Raw genomic sequence first — 23,853 nt, 5'->3', positions numbered from 1 at the left:
GCACCGTTCCCATAAGGACCGGTGCCACGTAGTTACGCCATCCGGACATCGGCGATATCCGGATGGGTTATCTGGCTCAGCGCTGGTTCGGCTGGCGGGAATTGTTTTCCTGCATCTGCTTCCATTCGGATTCCATGCGATCCAGGATTTCCTGCGGGATCGGTTTCGAAGGGGCTGCCTGAGCGGGCTGCGGCATCATCATGATCTCCTTTTTTGTTGCGCTGCACCATCATGGAAAAGCGTCGACATAACGTCGCATGGCCATATTGGTTCCATAGCCCGAGGCAAAAGTAAATTAGCCTTTAAGTCGTTAAAACGATTTAGTTTTCTTAAACCGATTGAAAGTCGCAACAAGGTGAAGGCGAGCGGTAAATGGGTAAGCTTAACAATGCGGCGGAACGTCGCATTTTCTTCGACGAGGTGCGTAAGAGCCTGTTTTCAGGGCGTTTGAAATGGCGCGAGGTTAACGGGCTCAATAAGATTCTCGACGGATGGACGAAACTGAGCGTGGCCGCTCGAAAGTCTGCGGGTGGCGACGATGCGCTGGCCTATGTGCTGGCGACAGCTTTCCATGAGACAGCAGCGACGATGCAGCCGGTGCGTGAGACGCTGGCGCTCGATGATGAGGAAGCGATTGCCCGGCTGGAAAAAGCCTTCAAGGCAGGTCGGATTCCCGCGGTGAAGATCCCCTATTGGCGCCCGGATGCCGAAGGCAGGACCTGGCTTGGCCGCGGCTTCGTGCAACTGACGCATCGGAGAAATTACGAGGCGATGTCGGCACTGACCGGGATCGATCTCGTCTCCGAGCCGGGGCGTGCGATGGAAATGGGCGTTGCAGTCGCGATCCTTGTCAGTGGCATGCTCAAGGGTTCGTTTACCGGCCGCAGGCTCGGCGATTATTTCGCTGACGGCAGGAGAGACTGGACCGGTGCGCGAAAGATCGTCAACGGGACGGATCGGGCGGAACTTGTGGCGGGATACGCCAAGGCATTTCGGCTGGCTTTGCCGAGGCGCATTGATGCGGGCGGGGACGCGTGTTAGCAGGCAACCTGTCCGAATGAGGTGCTGCGGAGTTTCGATGATACGCCATATCGTGTTTTTCACGGCCACGTCCGAAAATCTCGAGGATGTCCGGGCAGGGCTTTCGATGCTGACCGCAAATCCGCATGCGTCGCTTCTGGAAATCGGCACGAACGTGAAGACCGACCAGTGGGACCGGGAAGTCGATTTCATCGTCTACGGCGAGTTCGAGGACGAGGCGGCGCTGGCAGCCTACAAGGCGCATCCGATCTATCATAAATCGACTGAAACCGTGCGGCCGCTTCGCGAGATGCGCATTGCCGCAGACTATGACAGCGACAAGGCGGTAAAGACGCCGCTCAGGTAGGCTCAAGTCTTACCCAAGAAGGATCACAGGAATGAAATCTCCTTTTCGCCTGCCGTGGCTTTCCACGGGGGAACGCAAAGCCGTGTCTGCAGATCAGGGGACGGGCGGCGAGCCCGTGGCCGAGGTGAAGATGGCGGGGGGCGTCGCGTCCGCTTTTGCGGTGCTTGCGAGCGAAGGAACGCCGCATTGGTCCGGCAGGTCCTATGCGGCGTTGGCGCGGACAGGGTTCATGCGCAATCCGGTGGCATATCGGGCGGTGCGGATGATTGCGGAGGCGGCGGCCGCTGTACCGTGGCTGGCTTACGAGGGCGCTGCGGAAGTTGCGGATCATCCGGCGCTCTCACTGCTTCTGCGCCCGAACGGACGGCAGGGCGGACCGGATTTTTTCGAGGCGCTCTACGGGCATCTGCTCCTCTCCGGCAATGCCTATGTCGAACCGTTGGCGATCGGCGGCAGTTTGCGCGAACTGCACCTGTTGCGGCCCGATCGGGTGAGCGTCGTCGAGGGGCGTGATGGCTGGGTGACGGGGTATGATTATCGCGCAGGCGGAGGAACGCGCAGGCTAGCGGCTGAAGCCGAGGATGGGCGGCTTTCGCTGCTGCACTTGAAACTGTTTCACCCGCTCGATGACCATTCCGGCTTTTCGCCGCTTGTCGCGGCGGGGGCAGCACTCGATCTTTCCAATGCGGCGGCGGGCTGTAACAAGGCTCTGCTCGACAATTCCGCGCGGCCTTCCGGCGCACTCGTCTATCAGCCGAAGGATGGCGGCAATCTTTCGGCCGACCAGTATCAGCGGCTGAAGGACGAGCTGGAGGCGGGGTATTCCGGCGCCGTCAATGCCGGTCGGCCCCTGCTGCTTGAAGGCGGCCTGGACTGGAAGGCGATGGGGCTTTCGCCGAAGGACATGGATTTCATCGAGGCGAGAAACGGTGCCGCGCGCGATATCGCTCTTGCCCTGGGTGTACCGCCGATGCTGATCGGCATTCCCGGCGACAATACCTATGCCAATTACCAGGAGGCGAACCGCGCCTTCTACAGGCTGACCGTGCTGCCGCTGATTGCGCGGACTGCCGCGAGCTTCTCCGCCTGGCTTTCCGAGATCTTCGGGGAATTGCGGCTGGAGCCGGATCTCGACCGGATCGCCGGGCTGGGTGCGGAACGGGAAGCCTTGTGGGCGCGGGTAGGAGCGGCGGATTTCCTCTCGGACGAGGAGAAGCGCGAGGCGGTGGGTTATTGATGGAAAACCGCCGCGGGTGTGATTTGTAATACGCCGTATTACAAACTCGGAGGATACGATGGCTGAAAAGGCAAAGTCAGACAAATCGGCAGAAAAGCCGGTTCTATCCGATCCGATCACCCTGCGCGTGCCGCAGGACATCTGGACGATATCGAGAAGATCGCCGAAACGGCCGATCGCAGCCGCAGCTGGGTGATTGTTCGGGCGCTGAAATATTACCTCATGGCGGAGGGGGCGGAAATGCTCAGTATCCGCCGGGGGCTTGAGGACGTGGAGGCCGGACGAACGGTAGACGCGGAAGAGTTCTTCGCGGAACTTGATTGCCTCAACCGCGAGGATGCCGCCTGATGCAAGTGCGCTTCTCTCAGGAAGCGATCGCTATGTCGAGAGGTAACGGCACTATCTGGCCCAGTTTGGCAGGCGTTCTGCCGTGGCCTTTTCGGATCAGATAAAGAAGGCTGCTCGCCTGATTGGCGATCATCCCCATGTCGGTGTCGTCGTCGCACCTGCAGATGACGTTCGCCGGTTCGTATCGGCACCCTATAATCTGGATTACGTAATTCAGCTTGATCGCATCACGATCGTCTCGGTCCTGCATGGCAGGCAGGGACCAGCTGATCTTGATAAGGATGACGACGACGCATTCGAATAATGCGCTTTGTATCTTTGGGTGAAGAGGCTGTGGAATGAGCGCCTTCACTCAACCCGTGAAGTGCCGGACTCAACCTTTCAAATTTATCGCCCAAGCGATTCTGAATATTGGTGAAAGTCTCGACGACTTTGGCGGTAACAGAATGCCGCATGTGGTTCTGCACGCCTTGAGCGTTCGCCCGAACGGAGTGGCGTTCGATCATTGCAGCGCCGAGCGCCGTCCCCTCTAACGGACAAGGAATTAACAATGGCTGACCTTGGACATGATCCGGGCGCGATGTTTGGCGTCTTGGCGGCGAAGACGGCTGGGGCTTTTGCCGGGGCCGGCGTGTCGCTGATCTATCTTCTGCCGAAGAGCCGGCGTGAGGCGGCAAGCCGTTTTGCGACGGGCATGACCTGCGGGCTGATCTTCGGTGGGCCGACGGGATTGTGGCTGGCCGAACGGCTCGGCCTTTCCGGCATGTTGTCGGGGGCGGAGACGATGCTGGCAGGCTCGGCGGCGGCGAGCCTTTGTGCCTGGTGGGTACTGGGGGCTTTGTCTCGCGTGGCGGAAAGATATGGCGGGCGGCGTTAGGCTGTCAGCCGTGGCTCTCGCCGCTGCCGTGGCTTCCTTCGCTGCCGGCATACATGGCGGCGTCTCCCAGCGCGTGGTCCGGCCTGTCGAGCGGTTCAGCCATGATGGCCTTTTTGAAAATGCCGGGCGGATAAAGGGCCAGCCGGATCGCGCCTGCGATCAGGGCGGTGCCGGATACGATGCCGAGTGCGATCAAAAAGAGCATCTGCATGTCGTCCTCCATTCAAGAGAGGCGCAGTGCAGGATACCGCGATGCGGGTCGCGGCTCAATCCTTAAGGCCCCTGCGGCCGGGTAAAGGTTTCATTCAATTCAGGAGATTTCCATGCACGCTGACCGCGGGCACCGCGCCCCCATGCGTATTCCGGCGCGCCCAACGGCACGCAAATTCGCCAATCTGGAACTGGCTGGCATTACCGGCGACGGCACGTTTTCCGGTTATGCCAGCGTCTTCGGCGAGGTCGATCTCGGCAAGGACAGGATCGAGCGCGGGGCATTTCTGAACTCGCTTGTCGCCCGTGGCGCGCCGGGGGTTCGGATGCTCTACCAGCATGATCCGAACGAGCCGATCGGCGCCTGGAAGACGATCCGCGAGGATGCCCGCGGGCTTTATGTCGAGGGTGTGCTGGCGCCGGGTGTCGGGCGGTCGCGCGAAGTGTTTTCGCTGATGAAATCCGGTGCGCTGGACGGGCTGTCTATCGGCTTTCGCACGGTCAAGGCGCGCACCGATGCCAAGACCGGCGTGCGGCGCATTCTCGAAGCCGATCTCTGGGAAATTTCCGTCGTGACCTTTCCGATGCTGCCATCGGCCAGGGTCTCCGACGTCAAGCATGCCCGGTTCTTCCGCGACCGGGAAACCGAACTCGTCCGCCAGATGCGGCGGGCGGCGAAGATGATGTTCACCTCAAGCTTCAAGGGAAAATCGATATGACGGAGCAGGTTATGCAGGCAAACAAGGTGGCGCCCGAAGTGAAGGCCATACCCGAGACGGTAACGGCGGCTTTCGACGAATTCATGGAGGCATTCGAGGCCTTCAAGGATGTCAACGACCGCAGGCTCGGCGAGATCGAGCAGAAGCTGACATCGGATATCGTGACCCGTGACAAGGTCGACCGGATCAACCGGGCGATGGACGACCAGAAGAAGCTTGTCGACCAGCTTGTTCTGAAGAAGGCACGGCCGCAGCTCGGATCGGCCCGTGGGGCCGAGCTGTCGCCGGACGTGGTGGAGCACAAGGCGGCCTTCGATGCCTATGTTCGCCGCGGCGACGAGGCGGGGCTGCGCGAGCTGGAAGCCAAGGCGATGTCGGCGGGCAGCGGTGCCGATGGCGGTTATCTGGTGCCGGACGAGACCGACACGGAGATCGGCCGGCGGGTTTCCGTCGTCTCGCCGATGCGGGCGCTCTCGACTGTGCGGACCGTTTCCTCCGCGGTGCTGAAGAAGCCGTTTGCCACGACCGGCCTTGCGACCGGCTGGGTGGCGGAGGCGGCGGCGCGGCCGCAGACCAATGCGCCGCAGCTGGCCGAACTGTCCTTCCCGACCATGGAACTCTATGCCATGCCGGCGGCCACTCAGGCGCTGCTCGACGATGCGGCGGTCGATATCGAGGCCTGGATCGCCGGCGAGGTGGATATCGTTTTTGCCGAACAGGAGGGCGACGCCTTCATTCGCGGCGATGGCGTCAACAAGCCGAAGGGATTTCTGTCCTACACAACGGTGGCCGACAGCGCCTGGAGCTGGGGCAATCTCGGTTATATCGCGACCGGGGCAGCGGGAGCCTGGAAATCCACCGGTCCTTCCGACACGCTGGTCGATGCGATCTATTCGCTGAAGGCCGGGCACAGGCAGAACGGCACCTTCATGCTGAACCGTAAGGTGCAGGCCGATATCCGCAAGTTCAAGGATGCCGACGGCAATTACATGTGGCGCCCGCCGGCATCGGCCGGCCAGCCCGCCACGCTGATGGGCTTTCCGGTGGCGGAAGCCGAGGAGATGCCGGATGTCGCGGCCGGTTCGTTGTCGATCGCGTTTGGCGATTTCCGCTCGGGTTATCTTGTCGTCGATCGGGCGGGAGTTCGTATCCTGCGCGATCCCTATTCGGCCAAGCCTTATGTTCTGTTCTACACCACCAAGCGCGTCGGCGGCGGGGTGCAGAATTTCGAGGCGATCAAGCTGGTGAAATTCGCGGCGAGCTGACGGGGCTTTCTGCTCCATCCCGATCAAAGTCTGCCTCTCACCCTAGCCCTCTCCCCTTCATCACGGGGAGAAGGTGCCGGTAGGCGGATGAGGGGCTTTTTACCCATCAAAGGATTCCGATGACCTATGCCCTGACCGATCCGCCTCTGGCGGAGCCGTTGACGCTTGCCGAGGTGAAGGCGCATCTGCGGCTTGATGGTGACGATGAGGATGCGCTTCTTCTGTCGCTCGTGAAGACTGCGCGCGATTTTCTCGAAGGCGAGACCGGGCTTTGCCTGATCGCCCAGGGCTGGCGGTTTTATCTCGACCGATGGCCGAAGGACGGGGTGATACGTATCTTGAAGTCGCCGGTGCAAGCGATTCAATCCGTTACGGTTTATGACGCGGATGGGGCGGCCATTGATGTTTCGCTTGAAGATCATCTGCTCGATGCTGCGGGACGCCCGGCAAGGCTGTGGCTGCGTGATGTGCCTTCGCCGGGCCGGGCCGTGAACGGTATCGAGATCGACTTTTCCGCCGGTTATGGCGAGGCGGGAACGGATGTGCCCGACACCCTGAAACGGGCGATGCTGATCCATCTCGGCCACATGTTTGCCTTCCGCGGTGTCATCTCCGCCGACCAGCAGCCGGCAGGTGTTCCTGACGGTTACGAGCGACTGATTGCCCCTTTCCGGATGCGGAGGCTGTGATGGTCGTCTTTTTCGATCCGGGCCAGATGACGGCACGGTTGTCGCTGGAAGAGCAGACGAGCACACCGGACGGGCAGGGCGGCGGCACGGTGAGCTGGATGGAGACTGCCGCCATGTGGGCGAAGATCGAGCCGGTGTCGACGAGCCTTGTGGAACGGGCAGGTGCCGAGATCGGCACGATCACCCACCGCATCTGGCTGCGGTTTCGTGAAGGGGTTTCCGCCGGACAGCGTTTGCGCAAGGGAGCACGGCTGTTTGCGATAAAGCTGGTGCAGGACCCGGATGAAACGGGGCGTTACCTGACCTGCCTCTGCGAGGAGGATGCGGCATGAGCGCGGCAAATGCTCTTTTGAAGGCGATCCACCAGCGGCTTTCCGGCGATGCCGGGCTGACGGAGCTGATCGGGCCGGACGGCATTCGCGATCGTCTGCTGGCACGGCCGAAACTGCCGGCGATCATCTTCGGCGAAATGGAGACGCGTGATCTTTCCACCGTGACGGAAGCCGGCGAGGAGCATTTTCTCGTACTGGAGATCTGGTCGGAAGGCGAAGGGCGAAAACTTGCCCAGGAGATCGCCGCGAAGGTGACGGCGCTTCTCAACGATGCGGATCTGACGCTCGACGATGCTGTGCTTGTGAGCCTGCTGAGGATCGGTACGCGCAGCCGTCGTGAGCAGAAGACCAGGTACTATCTCAGCGAGATACGGTTCAGGGCTGTGACGGAGTAATGGTGCCCGCCGTTCGGCGCGCTTTTCGGACAAGCGAGATCAAAAGGATGACCGAGCAGAGAGCGACAAGCGTGAGCATTATGGAGATAATGAGCGCGGTGGATACGCCGGTTCGGTCAAGCAGTGCGGTAAACAGGATCGGGGCGATGGCGTTGGCGATATTCTGCGGCATCATCAGCCGTGATGCCTGACGGCCGTATTCGCTCGGCGAAAACAGCGCCAGCGGCAGAAGTGCGCGGGCGACGACCAATATGCCCGAGCCGAAGCCGTAAAGTGCGACGAAAATCCAGAGGCTGACGGTTGACGGTGGTAACAGGAGGAGGCTGGTAAAGCCGGCAACCATCAGGCTGATCCCGCTGACCGAGGTGAGAAACGGATTGCCCCGCTTGCCGAGCAGCATATCGAACCCGCGCGCCGAAATGCCGAGCACGCCGCGCGCTGCGGCAAGCTGCAGGGCGAGTTCGGGCGTGGCGCCGGACTGTTGCAGCACTTCCAGAAGAGAAGGCGACAGGCCGAAGGTGACGAAGGAGGCGATTGCCGTTGAGAGCGCCACGAAGATGAAGGCTGCCTTCTTGCCGGCCGCAGTCAGCGGTACCGGTGCGGTGTTGGCCGATATGCGGGCCGCTTCGCGGGCGACCGGTTTCGGCAGGCCGAACAGATAGAGCGGCAGGCAGACGAAGACCTGCAATCCGGCGGCCCAGAGGAAGGTCGAACGCCAGCCGATAAGATCATGCAGCAGGTTGAGCAGCGGCCAGGAAATCGTCGGCGACAGGCCGGTGAACAGCATCAGGATGGCAATCGTGCGCTTTCCCTCGACGCCCTCGCGTTCGACCACGGCCGTGAAAGCCGGTGCATTGAGCGCAAGGGCTGCGCCAAGGCCGAGGATGATCCAGGCGGTTATGTAACCGATCACCCCTTGTGCGCTGGCCAGAACGCAAAGTCCTGCGGCGAAGAATAGGGTTCCGATGGAAAGTACGCGCGAGGCGCCGAAACGCTCCAGCATTCTGCCCGTCAGCGGGCTTGCGAAGGCGCTCGTCATCATCATGACCGAGAGGCCGGCAAAGACGATCTCGTTTGCAAGGCCGAGATCAGAACCGAGCTTGCGGCCGATGGCCCCGACCGCTTCGAATGTCGTGCCCCATCCGATCAACTGCCCAATGGCGAGGACGCTCACGGTTCTGACCGAACTGGGGGAATGAGGCATGGCGGGGACATCGCGAAGGGAACTGGCGACAACGGCTGTAGCAGGTCCTCGTAACAGCGGAAAGTGGCCTTGCGGCCGAAGACGACAAGCAATCAGGAAGGAATGGCAACATGGCAGCGCAGAAGGGCAGGGACCTGCTTCTGAAGGTCGATGAAGGCGGGACTTTCATGACCGTGGCAGGACTGCGATCACGACGTCTCGCCTTCAACGCCGAGACGGTGGATGTAACGGATGCGGAAAGTGTGGGGCGCTGGCGGGAATTGCTGGGTGGCGCGGGTGTCCAGCGCGCATCCCTGACCGGGGCCGGCATATTCAAGGACCAGGCGAGTGACGAGAAGGTGCGGGCCGCCTTCTTTTCTGCGGCGATCCTCGACTGGCAGGTGATCATTCCGGGTTTCGGCACCATCACCGGGCCGTTCCAGGCGACGGCACTCGAATATTCCGGCGAGCACAATGGCGAGGTGCGGTTTGAACTGGCGCTCGAATCTGCCGGTGCACTGGCATTCGGTGCGCTGTGATGGCCGGGGCTGTGGTCATTGGCAGCCGGGCCAACCGGCGACGCGGCGAGGTGGAGGCGGTACTGGACGGCGAGCGCCGCATCCTTTGCCTGACGCTCGGGGCACTGGCGGAACTGGAGACGGCCTTTGCGGTTGAAGACCTCAACCGGCTGGCTGCGCGCTTTTCATCCGGCAGGCTGAAAGCGGCCGACATGATCCGCATCATCGGTGCCGGTCTGCGCGGCGGCGGCAATCTTCTCTCCGATGACGAGGTGGCTGCGATGAGTGTCGAGGGCGGGATTGCGACCTATGCCGGCATTGTCGCCGACCTTTTGACGGCGACCTTTGCCGGGCGCGGGGAGGGCACGGCCGCAAACCCTTGAATGCCGCAGCGGGAGAGGGCGCAAGTGACGACAGGGCAGGCGCATCGGCGCCATTTCCCTGGGATGTCGTCATGCATGTCGGCTTCTGCCTGCTGCGGCTTTCCTCACGGGATTTCTGGGCACTGACGCCGGTCGAATTCTTTCTCATGGCTGGTGGTGCACGGCCTCGCACGATGGCGGTCGGCAGGGCGGAGCTGGATGCGTTGATGCGGGTGTTTCCGGATTGAGCATGAATTTTACCGAGGTCTGCCCCATGGAGTGAATAACAATGGAAAACGACGATACCAATCTGTCTGCAACGTTCGCCGGCGCGGAGGCACTGTCCGATGTGATGGCTGATCTGGAGGCGCGGTCGCAGCGTTTTGGGGCCGCGCTGACCGGAGCGCTCAGATCGGCAACGACGGGCGGCAAGGGCCTCGAGGATGTCTTGCGGGGGCTTGGCAACCGGTTGACGGATATTGCGCTCTCGGCCGGCCTGAAGCCGCTGGAAGGATTGCTCGGCAATGCCGTGGGATCGCTGATCGGGTCGGTGACACCGTTTGCCGATGGCGGGGTCGTTCGGGCGCCGAGTTATTTCCCGATGAATGGCGGCACTGGCCTGATGGGCGAGGCTGGACCGGAAGCGATCCTGCCGCTGAAACGCGGCGCGGACGGCTCGCTTGGCGTGGCATCGGCCGGCGGCGGGGCTGTGCCGCAGGTGGTCTTCAACGTGACGGCGACCGATGCGGCAAGCTTTCGCAAGAGCGAGGCGCAGGTTTCGGCCATGCTGGCGCGCAGTGTCATGCGTGGCCGCAGAGGGCTTTGACGGGAGAATGCGATGAGCGGATTTCATGACGTGCGCTTTCCGCTGCGGGTGGCGCTCGGGGCGAGCGGTGGGCCTGTGCGGCGCACGGATATCGTCAATCTTTCGAACGGGCGGGAACAGCGCAATCAGCGCTGGCGCGACAGCCGGCGCAGTTACGATGCCGGATCGGGCATCCGGTCACTTGCCGATCTCTATGCGGTCCTGGAGTTCTTCGAGGCCCGCCGCGGGCAGCTTTATGGTTTTCGTTTTCGCGATCCGGTCGACTGGGCCTCGTGCCCGCCGGGCGGAACGGTTGCCGCGACCGACCAGATCATCGGCACCGGCGACGGCATGACGGCGGCTTTCCAGCTGGTGAAGGCCTATCAGGACGCCGGCGGTGGCTGGACGCGGCGGATCGTGAAACCGGTTTTGGCAACGGTGCGGGTCTCCGTGGATGGCGTGGAAGCGGCAGGCACCGCCTGGTCGGTCGATGCAACGACCGGGGTGCTCACCTTTCTTGCCGGCCATGTGCCGGCGGCAGGCGCTCTGGTCGGGGCGGGCTTCGAATTCGATGTGCCGGTGCGCTTCGATATCGATCGTATCGATGTCAATCTCGCGCATTTCGATGCCGGGCGTATTCCGACCATTCCCCTGACGGAGATATTGGCATGAGGACGATCCCTCCCGCGCTGAAGACGCATCTCGACGGGCAGGCGACGACGACCTGCCATTGCTGGCGGGTGACGCGGCGCGATGGCGTGGTGATCGGTTTTACCGATCATGACCGGGATCTTGGCTTCGACGGCACGAATTTTCTGGCGGCGAGCGGCTTTGCGGCAAGCGAAAGCGAGCAGGCGTCCGGGCTCGGCGCGGAGGCCGACGAGGTTGCCGGCGGATTTTCGAATGCGGCGATCGACGAGGGCGATCTGGCGGCCGGGCGTTACGATGGCGCCCGGGTCGAGCTGTTTTTCGTCAACTGGGCAGCGCCGGATGAGCATATGTTGCTGAATGTGCGCGAGATCGGCGAAGTGGTGCGCGCCGGTGGCCAGTTTCGGGCGGAATTGCGCAGCCTGGCACACAGGCTGAACCAGCCGCAGGGCAGGCTTTACAATCGCCGTTGCGACGCGAGCCTTGGAGATGGCAGGTGCAGAATGGATCTTGCCGCCTGGCGCGGCGAAGGATCGGTCGTCGAGATGGTGGACCGGAGCCGGTTGCTCGTTTCGGGGCTGGCGCATTTCGCCGATGGTTTCTTCCGCCAGGGCAGGATCGTCTTTTCGGACGGTCTGTTCGCCGAGGTGGACGCGCATGGCAGGCGCAACGACGGCAGCGTGGTATTCTCACTCTGGCTGCCGCTTGAGGAGGATGTCGAGCCCGGACGGGCATTCGTGGTGACGGCCGGCTGCGACAAGACCATCTCGACGTGTCGGGAGCGTTTTGCCAACCAGCTGAATTTCCGCGGTTTCCCGCATGTGCCGGGTTCTGACTTTGCCTATTCCTATGTGGACGGCGAGCGGATCCATGACGGTGGACCGATCTTCGAATGAGCGGGGCGGCGAACAGGATGGTTGTACTGGCGGAAAGCTGGATCGGCACGCCTTACCGGCATCAGGGCGCGACGAAGCATGTGGGATGCGACTGTATCGGTCTGATCCGCGGTATCTGGCGCGAGCTTTATGGCAATGAGCCGGAGGCGGTGCCGGCCTATGCGCCGGACTGGGCCGAACGTAGCGGCGAGGACCGGCTGACGGATGCAGCGCTGCGACTGTTCGGAAAGGCGTTGCCGTTCGCGGAAGCAAGGCCCGGAGACCTGCTGCTATTTCGCTGGAGGCCGGATTGTGCGGCCAAGCATGCCGGTATTCTTGTCGCGCCGACCTATTTCATTCATGCCTATGAGCAGGTGGCGGTGACGCGTTCGGCGCTGGTGCCCTCGTGGAAGCGGCGGATCGCTGCCGTGCATCGGTTTCCGGGGACCCGGATTGATTGAAACGGCGATGAACTGGCGTATATTGCTGAAGTGGTGAGCGGGGGTGCAACCCCGGCCACCGTGGACTTACTTGGTAAAGTGGATCCGGACGGCTATTGACCAGCCCGTCCGGGTCACCCTCCAGATAAGCGTAAAGCCAATCGGCTTGAGCCTCATAACATCACCTCCGGGTTTGAAAGCAGGGCTTCTGCCAAAGTCGGTGGAGCCCGTCTCGACCGATGTGCCGCGCTGGCTGCGGCACTTCTGCTTTTGCTTCTAAACATTGATACGTTATTGCAATTTTAGCGCGCATCCAGTCGTGAAGACGGATGCGTGAGGAGAGACCATGGCTACTCTTCTTTTCCAGGCAGCCGGTGCGGCCCTAGGCGGCGTGTTCGGTCCGATCGCCGCGATTGTCGGACGGGCTGCGGGTGCTCTCGCCGGCAGTGTCGTCGATCGGGCCTTGATCAACGGAAATCGCACGATTTCGGGCGCGAGGCTGGGTACGGCCCGTATTCCGGGGGCAGACGAAGGCGCTGCCATCAACCGGCTTTACGGGACGGCGCGGATCGGCGGTACGCTGATATGGGCGACGCGTTTCGAGGAGGAGGTGACGCGTGAACGCACTGGCGGCAAGGTGACGGGGCCGCGCGTCGAGACGTTTCGCTACTTTGCCAATTTCGCCATCGGGTTGTGCGAGGGGCCGATCGCTTCGGTGAGGCGTGTCTGGGCCGATGGCCGAGAAATCGACCTGACTGCGATCGAAATGCGCGTCTATCGCGGCGACGAGGAGCAGCTGCCCGATCCGCTGATCGAGGCGAAACAGGGAGAAGGATTGGCGCCGGCTTATCGTGGGCTGGCCTATGTCGTCTTCGAAAGGCTGCCGCTCGATGCGTTCGGCAATCGTATTCCGCTCCTGCAATTCGAGGTGCTGAGACCGGTTGGCAGGCTGGAGGCGCAGATCCGGGCGGTAACGCTCATTCCGGGAGCAACGGAGCATGGATATCAGACCGTTCAGGTAACGGAGAGCACCGGTGAAGGCAGCGGCCGCATCATCAACCGGCATACGACGACGGCGCTGACCGACTGGCAGGCTTCGCTCGATGAGTTGCAGGCTCTTTGCCCGAACCTTCAGCGGGTGGCGCTGGTCGTCTCGTGGTTCGGCACGGATCTCCGTGCAGGGCACTGCCGGATCAGGCCGGGTGTCGAAGTGGAGGCGCGGCGCGATGAAAGCGATACCTGGTCGGCAGCGGGCATCGGGCGCGGTGAGGCCCACCTGGTCAGCCGGCGCGACGGCGCGCCTGCCTATGGTGGTACACCAAGCGACAGGAGCGTCAGGGCGGCAATCGCGGACCTCAAGGCGCGTGGGTTGAAGGTCTATCTTTATCCGTTCGTGATGATGGATGTTCCAGCGGGAAACGGTTTGCCCGATCCTTATGGCGGCAGTGAACAGGCGGCCTATCCCTGGCGGGGCAGGATCACCTGTCATCCTGCCCCGGGAGAAGCCGGGTCGGTGGACCGGACGGCGGTTGCTCGGGCCCAGGTGGAGGCCTTCAGCCAAGACAGCGAGGGTTATCGCCGCATGGTTCTGCATTATGCGGATATGGTGGGCGATGCGGGTGGTGTAGACGGCTTTATCATTGGCTCTGAACTGCGCGGGCTGACGCAATTGCGCGATGAGGCGGATCGGTTTCCCTTTGTTGATGAACTGGTCGAACTTGCCGGGGATGTCAGGGCGAGGGTCGGAGCGGAGACGAAGATAACCTATGGTGCCGACTGGAGCGAATATTTCGGCTATCATCCGCAGGACGATAGCGGCGACGTTTTCTTTCATCTTGACCCGCTCTGGGCCTCTCCGGACATCGATGCGGTTGGCATCGACAATTACATGCCGCTCGCCGACTGGCGCGACGATGACCTCGTAAAGCGTAACCCCGATGGCTTTGCTGCGCGCGACGACGTGACGGGCATGAAAGGGCAGATTGCTGCCGGTGAAGGTTACGACTGGTATTATGCCAGTGAGGCTGACCGGCAAAATCGCCTTCGTTCACCCATAACCGACGGGCTGGCGGGCAAGCCCTGGGTCTTTCGTTACAAGGATATCGAAAGCTGGTGGTCGAGCCTGCATTTCGATCGTGTAGACGGTGCTGAGCGGGCGACGCCGACGGTCTGGATGCCGGGAATGAAGCGCGTGTGGTTTACCGAACTGGGGTGTCCCGCGGTCGACAAGGGCGCCAATCAACCGAATGTCTTCGTCGATCCGAAATCGGCAGAAAGCAATCTGCCGTACTTCTCTTCGGGTGGAAGATCTGACAGCCAGCAGCGGCGTTTTCTTCAGGCGCACCACGATCATTGGCAAGGCAATACAGCGCCGCAGGGCATGGTCGATCCGGACCATGTTTTTGTCTGGACATGGGACGCGCGCCCGCAGCCGGCCTTTCCGGATGATCTGTCGTTCTGGAGCGACGGCAGCAACTGGCGGACCGGGCACTGGCTTAACGGGCGTATTGGCGGCACCACGCTTGCCGATGCGATTGCCGCGATCCTTGTTGACCATGGCATCGAGGATTTCGATGTTTCCGCAGTCAGCGGTGACCTGACCGGTTTCGTGCAGGCGGACCTCACTTCGGCGCGGGCCTTGATCGAGCCGCTGATGGAGGCCTTTCAGATCGATGCGGTCGAGGACGGCGGACGGATACGGTTTCGCTCGCGATTAGCCTCGAGCCTTGAACCGCATGAAATCAATGTTCTGGCTGATATCGAGGATGAACCGCTATGGACGGAAAACCGGGGGCACGACAGCGATTTCCCTGCAGAGACGGCATTGGGTTTCTTCAATCCGGTGCTGGACTACGAGCAGGCAAGCGTGCGCTCGCGCCCGGTTGTGGCCGCAGGCAAGCGGGTGCTGGGCTACGATCTGCCGGCGACGCTTTTTGAGGAGACGGCGCTTGCTGCGGTTGAAGCTGCCCTGCGGGCAAACCGTATTGCCAGGCGGACCGTGAATTTTGCGATTTCACCGGCCGACCAGGCAATCGGGACGGGTGACGCGATCCGGCTCGTTGATGGGCCTGATGGGATATTCGTGGTTGAGCGTATCGAAGACGGCGCGATCCGCCGGATCGAGGCGAGCCATCATGTGGCGGTGCCGCCTTCCGGTTCGCATGTGGCGATCAGCCGGGGCCACACAAGCGGCGGAGGCGTTTCCGATGCCTTTCAGCCCCTCCTGCACTTCATGGACCTTCCGCGCCTGACCGATGCCGCATCAGAAAGTTTCGCCTGCGTTGCCGGTTACTGCCGGCCGTGGCGGCGCATGGTGGTCTCCTCCTCGGCAACCAGCGAGGCATATCGCACACGGGTGACGATTGATCGCCCTGCACGGCTCGGGTCGCTGTATTCGCCGCTGCGGCCCGGCGTCTCTGGCCGGTTCGATCATGCGAATGTACTGGAGCTGGATCTTCATTTTGGCGGGCTGGCATCGGCCGATGAAGGCGCGGTTCTTTCCGGCGAAAACCGGATCGCGGTGAAGGCGCAGAATGGTGCCTGGGAAATCATTGGTTTTCTGTCGGCGCAGGAGATCGCGCCAAAACGCTGGCGGCTGTCCGGTCTGCTGCGGGGGCTTGCAGGCACGCAGGATGCGACGGTGGCCGGTGCCGTGTCTGGTAGTCCGTTTGTCGTGCTGGATGAAGCGGTGGTGTCGCTTGGGCTTGGCAGCGAGGAACGCGGGCGGTCGCTGAACTGGCTCGCCGAGAGCCTTGGCAGCGGTGGCGGTCAGGCCGGACCTCGGGTGTTTACGGGTGGTGAGCGCGCCGAAACTCCGTTGGCACCTGTGCATCTTTGGGCCGACAGGAGAGCTGATGGAGACATCGTCATAGGCTGGACGCGATGCGGCCGGGTGGACGCAGATGGCTGGGAGGCCTTGGACATCCCGATGGACGAACCACAGGAGCGATATCGCATCGATCTGATGGCATATGGCGATGTGGTGAGGAGCGTTGAAGTGGCCGAACCGTCCTTTTCCTATGCCGCAAAAGACGAGCTTACCGATTTCGGTGAACGGCAAACAAGTATCGATTTCGCAGTCAGGCAGATGGGACGCGCGGTTCCTTTGGGCATTCCTGCGCGATCTTCGATCAATCTTTGATAACAAGGAGATGAACAGATGGATTTGATGAAGAACTGGTATCAGTCGAAGACGATCTGGGGTGCCCTGATTGCTGTTGCAGCCTCCGCGCTACAGCTTGCTGGCCTTGAGATCGGGGCTGCGGATCAGGCGGAACTGGCCGATATCGCAGTGACGCTTACGGGGGCGGCGGGTGGCCTTCTGGCGCTTTACGGACGCCTTGTGGCAACCGGCTCAATCGGTGGAAAAGCCCCCTCCAGGCCATCCTGAAGGGGAGGATTACGGAGCATTCATTTGCCATTCAGCCGTCATCCGATACATAATCCATAACATGCATTGGACATGACCTTTCGTCGGTTGAGTGGAAACAGGTAAACATGGCGCGACTGCCGATCATAGCGATTTTGGCTGCCGGCACTGCACTCGCAGCATTGCCTGGGAAGCCTGCGACTGCTCGAGACTATCTCGTTCTTGTTGCAGGCGACTGTGGCACAGCCGCCTCGCGCGTTGTCCGTGACACGGGTGGACAGCTTCTGTCGGCCCAGCCGTCCTCGGATGGCCAGACCTGCATTGTGACGGTCCTTGTGCAGGGCAATGGCAGCGAACGGCCGCGCAAGGTCACCGTCCGGGTGCCGATGTAGGCGAGGTATACTAGACATCAGCGCCTTTTTGGATCCGAAACCGGGTGCGGTTTTCGGGTTGATGCGCTAGATACTTGCAAGATTTTATGCAGGGGACGGTTCATGCGCATTCTCGTGGTCGAAGACGACGTCAATCTCAATCGCCAGCTTTCGGACGCATTGAAAGAATCCGGCTATGTCGTCGATACCGCATTCGACGGCGAGGAAGGTCATTTCCTTGGTGATACGGAACCTTACGACGCGGTGATTCTCGATATCGGCCTGCCTGAAATGGACGGCATCACAGTCGTTGAGAAATGGCGTTCCAACGGCAAGGGCATGCCGGTTTTGATGCTGACGGCGCGTGATCGCTGGAGCGACAAGGTGGCCGGCATCGACGCCGGTGCTGACGACTATGTGGCAAAACCCTTCCATGTCGAAGAGGTGCTGGCGCGGGTGCGGGCGCTGATCCGTCGCGCGGCTGGTCACTCGTCGTCAGAGATCGTCTGTGGCCCGGTACGCCTCGACACCAAGGCCTCTAAGGCAACGGTCGATGGCATTGCCCTGAAGCTGACCTCCCACGAGTTCCGCCTTCTGTCTTATCTTATGCACCACATGGGCACGGTCGTATCGCGAACCGAACTGGTCGAGCATATGTATGACCAGGATTTCGATCGCGATTCCAACACGATCGAAGTGTTTGTCGGTCGACTGCGCAAGAAAATCGGTGTTGATCTGATCGAGACCGTGCGTGGGCTTGGCTACCGGATGCAAGCGCCGGCCGATGCCCAATAGTCTCCCCAAACAGCCCCCGAGCCTGGGCATGGGAGGATTTCGGTCACTCACCGCACGCGTGCTTCTGATGGCGACCGCGTGGTCTGCCGTGGCGCTGGTGGTGATCGCGATCGTCATCTCGCAGCTCTACCGGCAATCGTCGGAACGGGCTTTTACCGATCTGCTGCGTGCGCAACTCTATAACGTCATCAACTCGATGACGATCGGTGAGGACAACAAGCTTTCGGGCAATCCGCAACTCGGTGACCTGCGTTTCTCGCAGCCGGAGACGGGCTGGTACTGGATCATCGAGCCGCTCGGCACTTTCGCGGCGACGCCGCTGTCGTCTTCTTCGCTCGGAACCTCGAACATCAAGGTGCCGACCATTCTGAGCGTGCCGTTCAACAATCGGTACGAACGGTTCTACCGCACCAATGATGCTTTCGGGAATACGGTGCTCGTGGCCGAGACCGAAGTGGTTCTCGACGGTGAAGGGCGTGCGGCGCGGTTTCGCGTTTCGGGCAATCTGGCAGTCGTGGAAGATGACGTGCACGGATTTTCGCGCAATCTCTATATCACGCTTGCCGTGTTCGGCGTTGGCAGTCTGATCGTCAATGGCCTGGCGATCCTTTTCGGCCTGTTGCCGTTGAAGGGCGCACGCCGTTCACTGGAGCGGGTGCGCCGCGGCGAAGTCGAACGACTGGAGGGACGTTTCCCTCGCGAAATCATGCCCTTGGCAAACGATATCAATGCGCTGATCGAAAGCAATCGACGCATCGTGGAGCGTGCGCGCATGCAGGTGGGTAATCTTGCCCATTCGTTGAAAACACCGATTGCAGTGCTGCTTAACGAAGGGCGGCTGGGCGAGAAAGTGCCGTCCGATCTGGTGCGCTCGCAGGCCGAAGCGATGCAGAGCCAGGTCCAGTCCTATCTCAATCGCGCCCGGATCGCCGCTCAGCGCGATTCGCTTCTCGCCAGAAGCGAGGCCGAACCGGTGATGGAGCGGCTGGTGCGCGTCATGCGCAGGTTAAACCCGGACACGCAATTCCACCTTTCCGTTTCACCGCCGTCATTGGCGGTGGCGCTGGAACAGCAGGACCTTGAAGAGACGGTTGGCAATCTTCTGGAAAATGCCGCGCGTTTTGCCAAGACCGATATCTGGGTAGCGATCGCCCCGTCGTCTCCGCCGCCGGGTTCCGAAGGCGAGGCAGCCCGAAGGGCATGGGTAGAGCTGATTGTGGAGGATGATGGTCCCGGTCTCGAGCCGGAGCAGATCACCATAGCGATGAAACGCGGAAAACGGCTGGACGAAAGCAAGCCCGGTGCCGGTCTCGGCCTTTCGATCGTCAGCGAAATCGCCTCTGAATACAACGGTACTTTCAATCTGGACCGTGGTGCGCACGGAGGATTGCGAGCGAGACTTCTGCTGCCCGGCGTGACCCGTGACGCAGCCTGACGCAGGTCAGGAAACCTGTGGCCAATGAGCAACTGCTAAAGACTTGCTGTCATATCTTCTGGACGATCGCATCGCCTGCTATATCATTGAAGTGAAAGGCGGACGAACAAGGCTCAGCAACGGTCTCGATCAACCTGGCCAGGGAATTGTTTTCCAGGCGGGCGGAGATGCTGATGTGAAGACCTTGTTTTCTGCCGAGCATGCAAGTCGGAGACCATAAGCAAGCGATGCGCCCCACGAGCTTTTCAACCGTGCTGTTGACCCTTTGCGGAATAGCGGTCGTTTCCGGATGCACGTCGACGTCGCGTTCTGCGGCCGGTGCGCGAGGGCTGTTGTCTCCCAAGCCGTCTGCCTCGGCAGGCTATATTACGGCCCTGCAGGGCGGTATTGTTGGGCGCAGTGGTGCAGAGCTTTCATCCAGCGACCGTTCACGCGCATTGGAAGCTGAATACCGGGCTCTGGAAGAGATGGCCGGCGGGCAGTCCGTTCAATGGAAGGGCGATAACGCCAACGGCACGGTCATCGCCAACGCGCCTTATCAGGTAGGCGCACAGAATTGCCGACAATACCGGCACACGGTTACTGTCGATGGCCGGGACATGCTCGCGAGGGGCGCCGCATGCCGCAATTCCGACGGGACCTGGACGCCGCTCAACTGAACTCGTGTCGGATATGCCCGCACGGATTCGTGAATTTGATACAGGTCATAGCCGTCGATAGACATTCCCATCAGTCTTGAAACGTTCTAAAGACCTGACCTGTGACGTGGCCATGGGCCACAGAGATCTCTCAAATTCACGTCAACGGCATGGGACCGATTGGAATGTCACCGCCGTTGCAGTAATTGGCGAACATGATTTTATGGATCCTTCTTGCGCTCATGACGGCGATCGTCGCGGCAGCGCTGCTTTATCCGCTCTATCGGCGTCCCGAGGCCCTTGCGCCTGACAATGCCGGAGAGATCGAGGTCTATCGTGACCAGATGAAGGAACTGGACCGGGATCGCGCCGGCGGCCTGATCAGCGCCGAGGAAGCGGAATATGCGCGCGCCGAGATCGGTCGCCGGTTGCTGGCCGCTGCGGGTAAGGAAAATGTAGATGCTGCGGACGCGGCAAAGGCGAGCGGATTACGCAGGATGGCGATCGGTATCGTGACTGTCGCGCCGCCTGCTATCGGGCTCTGTCTTTACATCATGCTGGGCAGCCCGGGTTTGCCCGATCAGCCGCTGGAAGCGCGGCTGGCGAACCCAGGCAATGACATGTCGCTGCTGGTGGCGAAAGCCGAGCGGCACCTGGCGCAAAATCCGAACGATGGTTCCGGCTGGGATATTCTGGCGCCGATCTATTTCCGTACTGCACGGCTTGGAGACGCCGAACTTGCTTATCGAAACGCGATTCGCTTGATCGGACCCAGTGCGGCACGTCTGTCGGGCCTCGGCGAGACGCTGGTCGTTGCCAATGACGGTATAGTGACCGAGGACGCCCGCTCTGCCTTCGAGGAAGCGGTGCGGCTGGAGCCGGGTGATGTGCGCGCGCGCTTTTATGTTGGCGTGGCACAGGAACAGGCCGGCAAGGCGGCTGACGCGAAAGCGACCTTCGAGGAGATCGCCAAGGCTTCGCCCCGCGATGCTCCGTGGATGGGCCTGATCAACGAACATATCGCCAAGAATGGCGGCACCGTTGCGGCGCCTGCCGCGCCGCCTTCTCTGGGCGCCCCGAGCGCTGATGATGTAGCGGCAGCGCAGGATATGTCGCAGGGCGACCGTCAGGACATGATCCGCGGCATGGTCGACAGCCTCGCATCAAAGCTGGAAGCGGATCCGAACAATATCGAGGGCTGGCTGAGGCTGGTAAGATCCTACATGGTGCTCGGCGACAGGGATAAGGCGGAAGCCGCCTTGAAGACCGGGCTGGAGCATTTCTCCGCCGATGGAAGCGAGGGCAGGCAGCTTGTCGCGCTCGCACGGGAAATAGGACTGTCGGCCGAAGGCGCGGCAAATCCGGGAGCAACCCCCAAGATGGGAGTAACCCAATGACGCGCAAGCAGAAACGACTGGCCGTAATCGCCGGCGGCATGAGCTTCATCATCATCGCCGTTTTTCTCGTGATGTTCGCCTTCTCGCAGTCCGTCGCCTATTTCTTCATGCCGGGCGATCTGGCCACGGCCAATCTGCAGCCCGGAACCCGCATCCGGCTCGGCGGTCTGGTGGAGGATGGATCGGTGAAACGCGGCCAGGGATCAACGGTGAGCTTTGCCGTGACCGATGGCAAGGCGACCGTGCCGGTAAGCTATACCGGCATTCTGCCCGACCTGTTTCGCGAGGGGCAGGGGGTCGTCACCGAAGGTTCCTTCGATGCCGCGACGCATGCTTTCGTCGCCGACAGCGTGCTTGCCAAGCATGACGAGAACTACATGCCCAAGGAAGTGGCCGACCGGCTGAAGAAGGACGGCGTCTGGGAAGACGGAACCGGCAAGGGCATGGCGCCGGCCAAGGATGGCGAGGGCGACAAGGCTGGAGCCAAGAGCGGGCAGGTTGTCGGGAGCACCACGCCATGATCGTCGAGATCGGCCATTTCGCGCTGGTACTGGCGCTCGCGACCGCAATCATCGTTTCTGTTCTTCCGGTGATCGGCGTCCATCGGCGTGACGCCAGCATGATGGCGGTGGCGACGACCGGTTCGCTCGTCATGTTCGGCCTCGTGGCGCTCTCATTCGCCGCGCTGACCTGGGCCTATGTGGTTTCCGATTTTTCGGTGAAGAACGTCTGGGAGAATTCCCATTCGCTGATGCCGTTGATCTACAAATATTCCGGTGTCTGGGGCAATCACGAAGGCTCGATGATGCTCTGGCTGCTGATCCTCGTGTTCTTCAGCATGCTGGTCGCCGTCTTCGGCCGCAACATCCCCGAAACGCTGAAGGCCAATGTTCTGGCCGTGCAGGCCTGGATAAGCCTGGCTTTCCTGCTGTTCATCCTTTTGACCTCCAATCCGTTCCTGCGCCTCGATCCGGCGCCGGCTGAAGGTCAGGACCTGAACCCGATCCTGCAGGATTTCGGCCTCGCGATCCATCCGCCGCTTCTCTATCTCGGTTATGTCGGCTTTTCAGTCTGCTTCTCCTTTGCGGTGGCGGCACTGATGGAAGGCCGCATCGACGCGGCATGGGCACGCTGGGTTCGCCCCTGGACGCTTGCCGCCTGGACCTTCCTGACCGCCGGTATCGCCATGGGCTCCTACTGGGCCTATTACGAACTCGGCTGGGGCGGCTGGTGGTTCTGGGACCCGGTCGAAAACGCCTCCTTCATGCCCTGGCTTGCCGGCACGGCCCTCCTGCACTCGGCACTGGTCATGGAAAAGCGCGAGGCCTTGAAAATCTGGACCGTGCTTCTCGCGATCATGACCTTTTCGCTGTCGTTGCTCGGTACCTTCCTTGTGCGCTCCGGCGTGCTGACTTCGGTCCATGCGTTTGCCACCGATCCGTCGCGCGGTATCTTCATCCTCTGCATTCTGGCGATCTTTATCGGCGGAGCGTTCATGCTGTTTGCATGGCGGGCGCCGACCTTGAAGGCTGGTGGCCTGTTCGCGCCGATCTCGCGCGAGGGTTCGCTGGTGCTGAACAACCTGATCCTGACGGTTTCGACTGCGACCGTCTTGACCGGCACGCTCTATCCGCTGGTGCTGGAGACCCTGACGGGCGAAAAAATCTCGGTCGGCGCGCCGTTCTTCAACATGACCTTCGGTCTGTTGATGTTGCCGCTTCTGATTGCCGTGCCGCTCGGGCCGATGCTTGCCTGGAAGCGGGCCGATCTTTATGGGGCGCTGCAGCGGCTCTGGGTTTTCGCCGGCCTCGCGCTGCTTTTAGGCCTGCTGCTCTGGTATATGCAGAACGGCGGCCCGGTCCTCGCGATCTTCGGACTGGCGATTGGCTGCTGGGGCATGCTCGGCGCAATCGCCGACCTCTGGTATCGCGGCAATTTCGGTAAACTGCCGGTGATGACCTCGCTGCGCCGCCTGAAAGGTCTGCCACGCTCGGCCTGGGGCACGGCATTTGCACATTTTGGTCTCGGCGTGACCGTTGTCGGTATTGTTGCCGCATCGGCTTTCAGCACCGAGCACGTCGTCGAGATGAAGCAGGGGCAGACAGCGGACGCCGGTGGTTATTCGCTGACTTTCGACGGTTTCCGTGAGGCGGTCGGGCCGAATTACACCGAGGAGCGGGGGCACTTCACGGTACGCTCCGGTGGCGCTGTGGTCTCCGATGTCTGGTCGTCCAAGCGGCTTTACACGGCGCGTCGCATGCCGACCACGGAAGCCGGTATCCTCACCTTCGGGCTCAGCCAGCTCTATGTCTCTCTCGGTGATCCGATGGATGGCGGTGGCATTGTCGTGCGTATCTGGTGGAAGCCGATGATCCTGTGCATCTGGGGCGGCTGCCTGATCATGATGGTCGGTGGTTTCGTGTCTCTGTCGGATCGACGCTTGCGCGTCGGCGCACCGTCTAGGAAGGCCAAGCCGGTGAAAGCCGTGATGGAGCCGGCGGAATGATGGAACTGGAACGTCTGCGATTGCCCCTCACAGTAACCCTTTCCCCCCTTGC

The 23,853-nt window shown here is 61.5% G+C and carries 30 protein-coding genes and 1 pseudogene; 28 read left to right on the top strand and 3 right to left on the bottom strand.

The features are described 5' to 3' along the window. Positions 1-76: 76 nt before the first annotated feature. Entirely contained in the window at positions 77-199 is a 123-nt protein-coding gene (locus HNQ72_RS30950; protein WP_280518269.1) for a hypothetical protein, read from the bottom strand. Positions 200-372: 173 nt separating this feature from the next. On the opposite strand from HNQ72_RS30950, the gene HNQ72_RS10210 reads away from it, so the two are divergent. The 7 genes and pseudogenes from HNQ72_RS10210 to HNQ72_RS10180 all read left to right on the top strand — a co-directional run bounded on the left by HNQ72_RS10210 (position 373) and on the right by HNQ72_RS10180 (position 3,849). After that, positions 373-1,041, top strand: coding sequence for a hypothetical protein (locus HNQ72_RS10210; protein WP_183992166.1), 669 nt, complete (start codon positions 373-375; stop codon positions 1,039-1,041). A gap of 37 nt (positions 1,042-1,078) precedes the next feature. Continuing rightward, entirely contained in the window at positions 1,079-1,387 is a 309-nt protein-coding gene (locus HNQ72_RS10205; RefSeq protein ID WP_183992165.1) for a Dabb family protein, read from the top strand. A 31-nt stretch (positions 1,388-1,418) separates the two neighbouring features. Next, complete coding sequence (locus HNQ72_RS10200) at positions 1,419-2,624, top strand: phage portal protein (protein WP_183992164.1); 1,206 nt, start codon at positions 1,419-1,421, stop codon at positions 2,622-2,624. A gap of 58 nt (positions 2,625-2,682) precedes the next feature. Beyond that, positions 2,683-2,868, top strand: a pseudogene (locus tag HNQ72_RS31075) (CopG family ribbon-helix-helix protein); the annotation flags it as partial. Between the two features lie 159 nt (positions 2,869-3,027). Beyond that, positions 3,028-3,276 (top strand): type II toxin-antitoxin system RelE/ParE family toxin, encoded by a 249-nt coding sequence (locus tag HNQ72_RS10190; protein WP_246450350.1) that lies wholly within the window; start codon positions 3,028-3,030, stop codon positions 3,274-3,276. A 34-nt stretch (positions 3,277-3,310) separates the two neighbouring features. Then, the gene (locus HNQ72_RS10185) at positions 3,311-3,505 is read left to right on the top strand and encodes a hypothetical protein (RefSeq protein ID WP_183992162.1); all 195 of its coding nucleotides are present in this window, start codon (positions 3,311-3,313) and stop codon (positions 3,503-3,505) included. Between the two features lie 17 nt (positions 3,506-3,522). Continuing rightward, positions 3,523-3,849: a DUF6107 family protein gene (locus tag HNQ72_RS10180; protein WP_183992161.1), complete on the top strand. Its 327-nt coding sequence runs from the start codon at positions 3,523-3,525 to the stop codon at positions 3,847-3,849. A 4-nt stretch (positions 3,850-3,853) separates the two neighbouring features. Here the strand turns inward: HNQ72_RS10180 and HNQ72_RS10175 are convergent, their stop codons facing one another. Further along, positions 3,854-4,060 (bottom strand): hypothetical protein, encoded by a 207-nt coding sequence (locus HNQ72_RS10175; protein WP_183992160.1) that lies wholly within the window; start codon positions 4,058-4,060, stop codon positions 3,854-3,856. A gap of 112 nt (positions 4,061-4,172) precedes the next feature. Here HNQ72_RS10175 and HNQ72_RS10170 point away from each other — a divergent pair, with 112 nt between their 5' ends. From HNQ72_RS10170 to HNQ72_RS10150, 5 genes are all read left to right on the top strand, one after another. Continuing rightward, complete coding sequence (locus HNQ72_RS10170) at positions 4,173-4,778, top strand: HK97 family phage prohead protease (protein ID WP_244654408.1); 606 nt, start codon at positions 4,173-4,175, stop codon at positions 4,776-4,778. Beyond that, positions 4,775-6,043 carry a phage major capsid protein gene (locus tag HNQ72_RS10165; RefSeq protein ID WP_183992159.1) on the top strand — a complete coding sequence of 423 codons (1,269 nt, stop codon included), beginning with the start codon at positions 4,775-4,777 and terminating at the stop codon, positions 6,041-6,043. Before HNQ72_RS10170 ends, HNQ72_RS10165 begins: the two co-directional genes overlap by 4 nt. A 119-nt stretch (positions 6,044-6,162) precedes the next feature. Further along, positions 6,163-6,732 carry a head-tail connector protein gene (locus tag HNQ72_RS10160; RefSeq protein ID WP_183992158.1) on the top strand — a complete coding sequence of 190 codons (570 nt, stop codon included), beginning with the start codon at positions 6,163-6,165 and terminating at the stop codon, positions 6,730-6,732. After that, positions 6,732-7,064, top strand: coding sequence for a phage head closure protein (locus HNQ72_RS10155; protein ID WP_210319560.1), 333 nt, complete (start codon positions 6,732-6,734; stop codon positions 7,062-7,064). Before HNQ72_RS10160 ends, HNQ72_RS10155 begins: the two co-directional genes overlap by 1 nt. Next, on the top strand, positions 7,061-7,459 hold the full coding sequence (locus tag HNQ72_RS10150; RefSeq protein WP_183992156.1) for a DUF3168 domain-containing protein: 399 nt from the start codon (positions 7,061-7,063) through the stop codon (positions 7,457-7,459). Before HNQ72_RS10155 ends, HNQ72_RS10150 begins: the two co-directional genes overlap by 4 nt. Here HNQ72_RS10150 and HNQ72_RS10145 read toward each other — a convergent pair. Then, positions 7,440-8,633, bottom strand: coding sequence for an MFS transporter (locus HNQ72_RS10145; protein WP_308422346.1), 1,194 nt, complete (start codon positions 8,631-8,633; stop codon positions 7,440-7,442). The two genes, HNQ72_RS10150 and HNQ72_RS10145, sit on opposite strands and share 20 nt — an antisense overlap. A gap of 140 nt (positions 8,634-8,773) precedes the next feature. Between HNQ72_RS10145 and HNQ72_RS10140 the strand changes: the two genes are divergently transcribed. From HNQ72_RS10140 to HNQ72_RS10065, 16 genes are all read left to right on the top strand, one after another. Further along, complete coding sequence (locus HNQ72_RS10140) at positions 8,774-9,181, top strand: phage major tail protein, TP901-1 family (protein ID WP_183992154.1); 408 nt, start codon at positions 8,774-8,776, stop codon at positions 9,179-9,181. After that, complete coding sequence (locus HNQ72_RS10135) at positions 9,181-9,543, top strand: gene transfer agent family protein (RefSeq protein WP_183992152.1); 363 nt, start codon at positions 9,181-9,183, stop codon at positions 9,541-9,543. The genes HNQ72_RS10140 and HNQ72_RS10135 overlap by 1 nt, the downstream gene beginning before the upstream one ends. Next, positions 9,540-9,770, top strand: a complete 231-nt coding sequence (locus HNQ72_RS10130; RefSeq protein ID WP_280518270.1) for a rcc01693 family protein — start codon at positions 9,540-9,542, stop codon at positions 9,768-9,770. Before HNQ72_RS10135 ends, HNQ72_RS10130 begins: the two co-directional genes overlap by 4 nt. Before the next feature lie 41 nt (positions 9,771-9,811). Beyond that, on the top strand, positions 9,812-10,348 hold the full coding sequence (locus HNQ72_RS10125; protein ID WP_183992150.1) for a phage tail tape measure protein: 537 nt from the start codon (positions 9,812-9,814) through the stop codon (positions 10,346-10,348). Positions 10,349-10,360: 12 nt separating this feature from the next. Then, positions 10,361-10,999 carry a DUF2460 domain-containing protein gene (locus HNQ72_RS10120; protein WP_183992148.1) on the top strand — a complete coding sequence of 213 codons (639 nt, stop codon included), beginning with the start codon at positions 10,361-10,363 and terminating at the stop codon, positions 10,997-10,999. Then, on the top strand, positions 10,996-11,871 hold the full coding sequence (locus tag HNQ72_RS10115; protein WP_183992146.1) for a DUF2163 domain-containing protein: 876 nt from the start codon (positions 10,996-10,998) through the stop codon (positions 11,869-11,871). Before HNQ72_RS10120 ends, HNQ72_RS10115 begins: the two co-directional genes overlap by 4 nt. Beyond that, entirely contained in the window at positions 11,868-12,311 is a 444-nt protein-coding gene (locus HNQ72_RS10110; RefSeq protein ID WP_183992144.1) for an NlpC/P60 family protein, read from the top strand. Before HNQ72_RS10115 ends, HNQ72_RS10110 begins: the two co-directional genes overlap by 4 nt. Positions 12,312-12,636: 325 nt before the next feature. Continuing rightward, complete coding sequence (locus tag HNQ72_RS10105; RefSeq protein WP_183992142.1) at positions 12,637-16,431, top strand: baseplate multidomain protein megatron; 3,795 nt, start codon at positions 12,637-12,639, stop codon at positions 16,429-16,431. A gap of 18 nt (positions 16,432-16,449) precedes the next feature. Then, the gene (locus HNQ72_RS10100) at positions 16,450-16,680 is read left to right on the top strand and encodes a hypothetical protein (protein WP_183822590.1); all 231 of its coding nucleotides are present in this window, start codon (positions 16,450-16,452) and stop codon (positions 16,678-16,680) included. A 107-nt stretch (positions 16,681-16,787) separates the two neighbouring features. Then, entirely contained in the window at positions 16,788-17,051 is a 264-nt protein-coding gene (locus HNQ72_RS10095) for a hypothetical protein (protein ID WP_183992140.1), read from the top strand. A gap of 102 nt (positions 17,052-17,153) precedes the next feature. Beyond that, on the top strand, positions 17,154-17,825 hold the full coding sequence (locus tag HNQ72_RS10090; RefSeq protein ID WP_148145533.1) for a response regulator transcription factor: 672 nt from the start codon (positions 17,154-17,156) through the stop codon (positions 17,823-17,825). Positions 17,826-17,853: 28 nt separating this feature from the next. Next, positions 17,854-19,260, top strand: coding sequence for a sensor histidine kinase (locus HNQ72_RS10085; RefSeq protein WP_183992138.1), 1,407 nt, complete (start codon positions 17,854-17,856; stop codon positions 19,258-19,260). A gap of 227 nt (positions 19,261-19,487) precedes the next feature. Further along, on the top strand, positions 19,488-19,919 hold the full coding sequence (locus HNQ72_RS10080) for a hypothetical protein (RefSeq protein ID WP_183992136.1): 432 nt from the start codon (positions 19,488-19,490) through the stop codon (positions 19,917-19,919). 194 nt (positions 19,920-20,113) lie between these two features. Then, positions 20,114-21,295 carry a c-type cytochrome biogenesis protein CcmI gene (gene ccmI, locus HNQ72_RS10075; RefSeq protein ID WP_183992134.1) on the top strand — a complete coding sequence of 394 codons (1,182 nt, stop codon included), beginning with the start codon at positions 20,114-20,116 and terminating at the stop codon, positions 21,293-21,295. After that, on the top strand, positions 21,292-21,816 hold the full coding sequence (ccmE, locus tag HNQ72_RS10070; protein WP_183992132.1) for a cytochrome c maturation protein CcmE: 525 nt from the start codon (positions 21,292-21,294) through the stop codon (positions 21,814-21,816). Before ccmI ends, ccmE begins: the two co-directional genes overlap by 4 nt. Further along, positions 21,813-23,801, top strand: coding sequence for a heme lyase CcmF/NrfE family subunit (locus HNQ72_RS10065; protein WP_183992130.1), 1,989 nt, complete (start codon positions 21,813-21,815; stop codon positions 23,799-23,801). The genes ccmE and HNQ72_RS10065 overlap by 4 nt, the downstream gene beginning before the upstream one ends. The last annotated feature ends 52 nt before the right edge of the window (positions 23,802-23,853 follow it).

The organism is Aliirhizobium wenxiniae (genome assembly GCF_014201355.1).
Classification (GTDB): Bacteria; Pseudomonadota; Alphaproteobacteria; order Rhizobiales; family Rhizobiaceae; genus Neorhizobium; species Neorhizobium wenxiniae.
This window is presented reverse-complemented; position numbering and strand designations above follow the sequence as displayed.

What these genes read in the sequence shown, in the direction of transcription:
- HNQ72_RS30950 (WP_280518269.1), bottom strand. Translation starts at nt 199, where the DNA reads ATGATGCCGCAGCCCGCTCAGGCAGCCCCTTCGAAACCGATCCCGCAG.
- HNQ72_RS10210 (WP_183992166.1), top strand. Translation starts at nt 373, where the DNA reads ATGGGTAAGCTTAACAATGCGGCGGAACGTCGCATTTTCTTCGACGAG.
- HNQ72_RS10205 (WP_183992165.1), top strand. Translation starts at nt 1,079, where the DNA reads ATGATACGCCATATCGTGTTTTTCACGGCCACGTCCGAAAATCTCGAG.
- HNQ72_RS10200 (WP_183992164.1), top strand. Translation starts at nt 1,419, where the DNA reads ATGAAATCTCCTTTTCGCCTGCCGTGGCTTTCCACGGGGGAACGCAAA.
- HNQ72_RS10185 (WP_183992162.1), top strand. Translation starts at nt 3,311, where the DNA reads ATGAGCGCCTTCACTCAACCCGTGAAGTGCCGGACTCAACCTTTCAAA.
- HNQ72_RS10180 (WP_183992161.1), top strand. Translation starts at nt 3,523, where the DNA reads ATGGCTGACCTTGGACATGATCCGGGCGCGATGTTTGGCGTCTTGGCG.
- HNQ72_RS10175 (WP_183992160.1), bottom strand. Translation starts at nt 4,060, where the DNA reads ATGCAGATGCTCTTTTTGATCGCACTCGGCATCGTATCCGGCACCGCC.
- HNQ72_RS10170 (WP_244654408.1), top strand. Translation starts at nt 4,173, where the DNA reads ATGCACGCTGACCGCGGGCACCGCGCCCCCATGCGTATTCCGGCGCGC.
- HNQ72_RS10165 (WP_183992159.1), top strand. Translation starts at nt 4,775, where the DNA reads ATGACGGAGCAGGTTATGCAGGCAAACAAGGTGGCGCCCGAAGTGAAG.
- HNQ72_RS10160 (WP_183992158.1), top strand. Translation starts at nt 6,163, where the DNA reads ATGACCTATGCCCTGACCGATCCGCCTCTGGCGGAGCCGTTGACGCTT.
- HNQ72_RS10155 (WP_210319560.1), top strand. Translation starts at nt 6,732, where the DNA reads ATGGTCGTCTTTTTCGATCCGGGCCAGATGACGGCACGGTTGTCGCTG.
- HNQ72_RS10150 (WP_183992156.1), top strand. Translation starts at nt 7,061, where the DNA reads ATGAGCGCGGCAAATGCTCTTTTGAAGGCGATCCACCAGCGGCTTTCC.
- HNQ72_RS10140 (WP_183992154.1), top strand. Translation starts at nt 8,774, where the DNA reads ATGGCAGCGCAGAAGGGCAGGGACCTGCTTCTGAAGGTCGATGAAGGC.
- HNQ72_RS10135 (WP_183992152.1), top strand. Translation starts at nt 9,181, where the DNA reads ATGGCCGGGGCTGTGGTCATTGGCAGCCGGGCCAACCGGCGACGCGGC.
- HNQ72_RS10125 (WP_183992150.1), top strand. Translation starts at nt 9,812, where the DNA reads ATGGAAAACGACGATACCAATCTGTCTGCAACGTTCGCCGGCGCGGAG.
- HNQ72_RS10120 (WP_183992148.1), top strand. Translation starts at nt 10,361, where the DNA reads ATGAGCGGATTTCATGACGTGCGCTTTCCGCTGCGGGTGGCGCTCGGG.
- HNQ72_RS10115 (WP_183992146.1), top strand. Translation starts at nt 10,996, where the DNA reads ATGAGGACGATCCCTCCCGCGCTGAAGACGCATCTCGACGGGCAGGCG.
- HNQ72_RS10110 (WP_183992144.1), top strand. Translation starts at nt 11,868, where the DNA reads ATGAGCGGGGCGGCGAACAGGATGGTTGTACTGGCGGAAAGCTGGATC.
- HNQ72_RS10105 (WP_183992142.1), top strand. Translation starts at nt 12,637, where the DNA reads ATGGCTACTCTTCTTTTCCAGGCAGCCGGTGCGGCCCTAGGCGGCGTG.
- HNQ72_RS10100 (WP_183822590.1), top strand. Translation starts at nt 16,450, where the DNA reads ATGGATTTGATGAAGAACTGGTATCAGTCGAAGACGATCTGGGGTGCC.
- HNQ72_RS10095 (WP_183992140.1), top strand. Translation starts at nt 16,788, where the DNA reads ATGGCGCGACTGCCGATCATAGCGATTTTGGCTGCCGGCACTGCACTC.
- HNQ72_RS10090 (WP_148145533.1), top strand. Translation starts at nt 17,154, where the DNA reads ATGCGCATTCTCGTGGTCGAAGACGACGTCAATCTCAATCGCCAGCTT.
- HNQ72_RS10085 (WP_183992138.1), top strand. Translation starts at nt 17,854, where the DNA reads ATGGGAGGATTTCGGTCACTCACCGCACGCGTGCTTCTGATGGCGACC.
- HNQ72_RS10080 (WP_183992136.1), top strand. Translation starts at nt 19,488, where the DNA reads ATGCGCCCCACGAGCTTTTCAACCGTGCTGTTGACCCTTTGCGGAATA.
- ccmI (WP_183992134.1), top strand. Translation starts at nt 20,114, where the DNA reads ATGATTTTATGGATCCTTCTTGCGCTCATGACGGCGATCGTCGCGGCA.
- ccmE (WP_183992132.1), top strand. Translation starts at nt 21,292, where the DNA reads ATGACGCGCAAGCAGAAACGACTGGCCGTAATCGCCGGCGGCATGAGC.
- HNQ72_RS10065 (WP_183992130.1), top strand. Translation starts at nt 21,813, where the DNA reads ATGATCGTCGAGATCGGCCATTTCGCGCTGGTACTGGCGCTCGCGACC.